This is a genomic window from Syntrophorhabdaceae bacterium, assembly GCA_028713955.1.
In the GTDB taxonomy this organism is placed as follows: domain Bacteria; phylum Desulfobacterota; class Syntrophorhabdia; order Syntrophorhabdales; family Syntrophorhabdaceae; genus UBA5609.
In genome coordinates, this window is record JAQTNJ010000212.1 from 1 (window position 1) to 5,436 (window position 5,436).

Annotated in this window: 7 protein-coding genes; all 7 read right to left on the reverse strand. The window is 45.5% G+C overall.

Going from position 1 to position 5,436, the window contains the following annotated elements:
- Positions 1–1,040: glycosyltransferase (locus PHU49_13960; protein MDD5245110.1), on the reverse strand; the 1,040-nt coding region annotated here is incomplete at its 3' end.
- Positions 1,037–1,705 (reverse strand): DUF5752 family protein, encoded by a 669-nt coding sequence (locus tag PHU49_13965; protein MDD5245111.1) that lies wholly within the window; start codon positions 1,703–1,705, stop codon positions 1,037–1,039. The genes PHU49_13960 and PHU49_13965, both read right to left, overlap by 4 nt.
- On the reverse strand, positions 1,702–2,745 hold the full coding sequence (locus PHU49_13970) for a mechanosensitive ion channel family protein (GenBank protein MDD5245112.1): 1,044 nt from the start codon (positions 2,743–2,745) through the stop codon (positions 1,702–1,704). Before PHU49_13970 ends, PHU49_13965 begins: the two co-directional genes overlap by 4 nt.
- The gene (locus tag PHU49_13975) at positions 2,746–3,963 is read right to left on the reverse strand and encodes a peptidoglycan DD-metalloendopeptidase family protein (GenBank protein ID MDD5245113.1); all 1,218 of its coding nucleotides are present in this window, start codon (positions 3,961–3,963) and stop codon (positions 2,746–2,748) included.
- The gene (locus tag PHU49_13980) at positions 3,960–4,208 is read right to left on the reverse strand and encodes a LapA family protein (protein ID MDD5245114.1); all 249 of its coding nucleotides are present in this window, start codon (positions 4,206–4,208) and stop codon (positions 3,960–3,962) included. The genes PHU49_13975 and PHU49_13980 overlap by 4 nt, the downstream gene beginning before the upstream one ends.
- 227 nt (positions 4,209–4,435) lie before the next feature.
- Positions 4,436–5,119: a hypothetical protein gene (locus PHU49_13985; GenBank protein ID MDD5245115.1), complete on the reverse strand. Its 684-nt coding sequence runs from the start codon at positions 5,117–5,119 to the stop codon at positions 4,436–4,438.
- Between the two features lie 77 nt (positions 5,120–5,196).
- Positions 5,197–5,436 (reverse strand): hypothetical protein (locus tag PHU49_13990; protein MDD5245116.1); only part of this gene is annotated, 240 nt, incomplete at its 5' end.

A 5,436-nucleotide genomic window follows, 5' to 3' on the forward strand; every position in this document is an offset into this window, starting at 1 on the left:
CCTTCAATGGAGTGGACGAGAAACCCTGTCACGCCGTGGGCGATCTGCAGCGGGATGCCCCCCACGGCCCCGCCGATCACCGGTTTGCCCTTCCACATGGCCTCTGCCACGGTGAGACCAAACCCTTCCTTGAGTGATTTCTGGAGGACCACGCTGGCAACCCTCTGTAAAGCGTTAATGTCCCGGTCACTGAATGGGGGCAAAAGCAGGATAATGATATCGGGGTCATCGGCCGCGAATTCCTTCACCTCGTTCAACATCGCTGTCCCTTCAGGGTCATCTGTTGCCGGGCTTCCCGCGAGGATCAGGACGCAGTCATTATACTTCTTAACCATCCTGTATGCCCTTATGACTCCCAGGGGGTCTTTGAACCTGTCAAATCTCGATACCTGGAGTATCACAGACCTGTCGACGGGTATGCCCAACCTTTCGACGGTCTCATTTATCTCCTCATCGGTAAGCTCCCTGTTTTTTTCACTTAAAGGATCAATTGACGGGGGAATGATAAATTCGTCCATGTTCATTGCCCGCGCAAACTTTGCCACGGAAAATATTAGGGCATCATATTTCAATGCATATCGCCCAAGGGCGTTATATACATCTTTAAACGGATTTGATATATCAATATGACAACGCCAGATCCAGGTGCCTGTTTTTCTGAATTCAACAAGGGGACCCGGCTGTGGGTCATGGATCAGTACGGCATCTGCATCGAGATCGATGTGAGCGGCATTCTGTTTGTTCACTTCAAAATGGTGTTGCCACATCTCCTCCGTGATTATCTCTTTGTTTCCCTGAAGGGCGTTATGGATCTTCTTGGTTATCTCAAAAAACTTCTCGTCACCTTTGATGACTTCCCATTTTGCATTGATATCGAGGCTCTGGAGGATGGGGATCATCCTTTGCAGTATTTCCGCTACTCCACCTCCTTCGCGCGTGGAATTGACATGCAGGAAGGATCGTCCATGAAAGGCCCTGGCAAGTCTCTGGAGGAGCAACAGATCACCCTTGGGCGATATGCCGGAATACTGGTTGATCATTCTTCCACCCCCATGACTTCCATGTCGCCCCTCAATTCTTCTTCTATCTGTTTCTCAATGTGCTCCCTTATATCCTCTATGTTGTGCATAAAGGGATCTACAGCCCGTATCTTTTCTGCCAATCCCTTCTTCTCCAGAGATTCTTCAATCCATTTTGAAAAATCGTCTATCCCGTCGCCAACGCGCATTCTTGCCTCGTAGAAATGATAGTAAATGGACCCGATGTCCACGAATTTTATGGCTATGAGAAACTCGGCAAGATTTTTTGCCTTTAATCCTACGGGAAATACAAGGGTTACTGTCTCGTTAAAAAAGAATTCATCTCCCGGCATAGCCTCCCTGGGTTCCGGAAATTTCTCAAGGTAGTCGTCTATGACATACAACAGCTCTTTCCGGAGGTCATTGATACTATCGAATTCGTAAGGGTCTATGCTGGACAACTGCTCTGCCAGGGATCGTTCTTCGAGGCTTTCACCTGCCCAATGGGCAAAATCATTTGTATATTCAAGGATGTGTTCTTTCAGGAAATACTGATAGGTATGATGGAATATGCAATCATCGGATACCCGGGCTATCATATCTCTCAGTTTATGGAGATTCCCTGCCTTTTTTCCCGTTGATTTCAATATGCTTGTACACTGTTTAAATTCGAAACCTTCGATCATTTCTCCCAACCTTTTTCCTCCCTGAGATAGACTGTCCTGTGAGGAAATGGTATTTCAATACCTTCTTCTCCAAATCTTTTAAAGATCTTTTTTCTTAATTCGTGCTGCGCGAGGTATTGATCGGTGAACTCCCGTACCTGGCAGATGAGGGTGAAATCAAGGGAACTGCTGCCAAAACCCGGTATAAACCTTACAAACGGTTCGGGATCCCCAAGCAGTCCCGGTATTTCACCAACAGCCTTTTTCACTTCCTCAACGAGTATCTTCTCAACCTTTTCCGGGTCAGACGAATAGCTGACCGAAACAGGTATTAAAAGTGACATTCTTTTTTCCGGAAGGTAATAGTTTGTTACAATGCTTTTGGCAAGCTTGCTGTTTGGGATTATCACCATATTATTTGGCAGCATCCTTATTCTCGTTGTCCTCCATGTAATGTCTTCAACGTATCCTTCTTCGCCGGTCTCAAGCTTCACGAAATCTCCAATCCGGATGGATCTCTCGAGGAGTATGTGAACTCCGGCAAAGAGGTTGGCAAGCGTATCCTGCAGGGCAAGGGCTACTGCAAGACCCCCCACTCCCAGGGCCGTCAAGATGGGGGTTATAGAGACCCCCAGTGTATTGAGTACGATCAATAAACCTATAATTACGATCGTTCCCCTGATGATGCTGTAAGCAAGACCCGTTGTCGGTATGGGCAGGTTCGAATCTTCAATGTAGTTACGGAAGATCTTGCCGGAGAGACTTGCCGCGGCAAAGGTTATGGAAAGGATCACTATGACGTCAATGCTCTTATTCAGGTAGTGAACATATTTTACCGGCAGCTCCGATACGGCGATACCGATATATATCCCTATCGCTATGCACCAGTATAAGGACGGCAGGCTCAGGGAGTTGACGATCATATTGTCGAGCCTCGTTTTTGTCCTGTGGGTCCACCTGCGCAGAGCCGTAAAGAGTACCAGTCTGATCGCGAGCAGCACCAATATCGAAAAAAGTGTTACTGCTGCAGGGATCAGTATCTGTTTCAGATATGTTTCCATTTAAAGGTCCTTTTTCGCATACACGGGAGCTGAGACGGGTATAGAGGCAAGATCCCGGTTCATCCTTCGAGTGACGTCCATAAACTCAGCCAGCCGCTTTTCAGGGATGGTCTTTTCATAAGGTTGTTTCAAGTCAAGGGGATTTACGTACCTGCCTCTTGCCCTCATTTCGTAATGCAGGTGAGGCCCCGTCGCGAGGCCGGTTTTCCCGACGTAACCGACCAACTGCCCCTGGTCGATCCTCGCTCCTCTTCTCAACCCTTTCGCCATTCGCGATAGATGCCCGTAGTATGTTCTGTAACCGTTCTTATGTTTGAGGATTACAAGTTTACCGTAAGCCCCCCTGCGACCGGTGAACACAACGGTTCCCTTGCCGGTTGCAGAGACGGGGGTTCCGCGGGGTGCCGCATAATCAACACCATGATGGGGTCTGTGTTTTTTTAATATCGGATGAAAACGGTTTTTTGAAAAATACGAGCTTATCCTCTTGAAGCTAAGGGGCGCCTTAAGAAAAGCCTTTCTGACCGATCTCCCACGGGAATCGTAATAATCCGTTTCCTTGCCGTTTTCAAATCTGTATGCGCGATACAATTTCCCGTCATTTACAAACTCTACGGACAATATATCACCGTATTTTTTGAATTCCCCGTTGAGGTACAGCCCCTCTGCTATGATCCTGTAAGTATCCCCTTCCCGGATATCAGTCGTAAAGTCAATATCCCACGAGAATATGTCCGAAACCTCCATGGCCAGCAGGGCGTTTTCCCTGTCTTCCCCGATGGATGAGATAAGGTTATCTTTTATTGTACCGCCAACATGATGAATGCGTGCCTCGTAATCGATGGGCACCTTTTCCGTATGAAAACCGGACCCGGAACGGATTACATTAAGAAAGGTGTCATCGTCAACAAAATAGACAAAAGAGTTTATTTGGTTATTCTTGTCAATCTTCAACCTGTATGGGCGTCCGGCACATAACTTGCTTAAATCATGAATCCCCGCGGATGAATCTCTGATCTGAAAAAGTTCATTCAGTTCAAGTTTGTACCTTTTGAAAATGGTAAAGAGGGTATCACCGTCCCTGATCGTACCGTTTATCTGTTTATATGAATTTTGTCCACACTCATCTTCCTCGTGTTGTGTGCTTGTCTTCAGGTTTAGTCCCAGGGCCAACAGGAGGACTGCCAGGAAGACGGTCAGTATGAGCGTTCTTTTCATGTAGAAGCTCCCATGTTATCTTTTGTGGTGTTCCCCGTATCGATCTGTTTCTTCTTTGATGCCCGAATGGAGAGGACAATTATGCTGCCTACGATGACGCCAAGCAGCACAGAGAGAAATATCACTATCGCGAGAGATGCCTCGAATTTCCAGAAAATGAATGAAATAGTAACTATCGCGGCATTCTGAACTGAAAATATAGTAACTATCGCCAGAAGAATTATTATCAGGACCAATGCGCTCATTAATCTCTCCCTATAAATATATTTTATAGCTTATGATAATATTTAGCCAGCAAAGCTTTTGTTAACTACCATGCATTTAATATTTAATACCCTGCACTTGTACTGCAGCGCTGTCTCAAGCGCAATATTATAAACACAATTAATGCGCAGCAACGTATACACAGTATAGGCGATAAGAAGACCTATGAAGATTATGGAGCGGGCTATGAATAATATAGTAGACATATCTATTGTAAGACTCCTAATGTTTTGTCCAGCTCATACCACAGAAGGTTGATCATGTTGCTTGCTCCAAGCAAGCTGTTGTCCAGTTCGGATTTTGTATTCTCGACAATGACCCTTAGATCGTCAAAGGCCTTTTTGTTTGTATCCCCGACAGTATTTTTTACCTTCTGAAGCTCCTCGGAGATAGCCTGAAGCTCGGCCTTTACGTTCCCGATATTTCTGGACGCTAATTCGATTTTAGCTCCAACAATGTGTGTTTTGATGTTTATTGTGAGGGAGTTTAAATAAATTTTTTTCCAAATACTTGCCAATTCTTCGTAGAGCGCGTTGATCGCTTCGGATTGTTGCTTGAGGGAATCTTTATGAGCAAGGTCATATTTTTCCAATTCGCTGTTAAGCGAAACAATACGTTTATTGAGGCCATCCTCAAGGTTTGCTATTTTCAAAGAGAGACCGTTGACGGTCTTGATAACCTTCTGAAAATCGGCATCGGGTTTCAAACCGTTCAATTTCCATGCATCCTCCTGTCTTTGTTTGAACTTTTCTAATGTTTGTATCCTCGCTTGCAGACCCTGAACCTCCGATTTGAGCCTGGTGGTCTCTTTTTCTATGATGGAGGGCATGCCCAGGAAGACAAAACCCATAAATAAAAAGATCATTACCATCAAGGTTATAAATGTTTTCATCTATCCTTCCACCCTCACGTTTGCCCGGGCTTCTGCTGCCATTCTTTAAAAAATCCTTGCTGTGCAGCGAGCTGAATTTACTTCTTTTCAGGTTTTGAAGAAAGTTTGCTGCCAATCATCTCTTCCTTGCTCTTTATCTCTTCTTTGACCACGGTTATATCATCATAGGCCTGTTTTGCCTGCCGGTTTAGCAGCTTTTCTTTTATATTGACGAGATCGATCTCCCATTTTCCTATTAACCCCTCGACGTCCTCCCGGGCGGCAAAGACCTTTTTCTTTATAGCTTTGGCGGCCAATGTTTTAAATCCGGTGAGAGA

Bases quoted from the DNA above. Each gene is read 5' to 3' on its own strand.
- PHU49_13985 (MDD5245115.1), bottom strand. From the start codon at position 5,119: ATGAAAACATTTATAACCTTGATGGTAATGATCTTTTTATTTATGGGT.
- PHU49_13965 (MDD5245111.1), bottom strand. From the start codon at position 1,705: ATGATCGAAGGTTTCGAATTTAAACAGTGTACAAGCATATTGAAATCA.
- PHU49_13975 (MDD5245113.1), bottom strand. From the start codon at position 3,963: ATGAAAAGAACGCTCATACTGACCGTCTTCCTGGCAGTCCTCCTGTTG.
- PHU49_13970 (MDD5245112.1), bottom strand. From the start codon at position 2,745: ATGGAAACATATCTGAAACAGATACTGATCCCTGCAGCAGTAACACTT.
- PHU49_13980 (MDD5245114.1), bottom strand. From the start codon at position 4,208: ATGAGCGCATTGGTCCTGATAATAATTCTTCTGGCGATAGTTACTATA.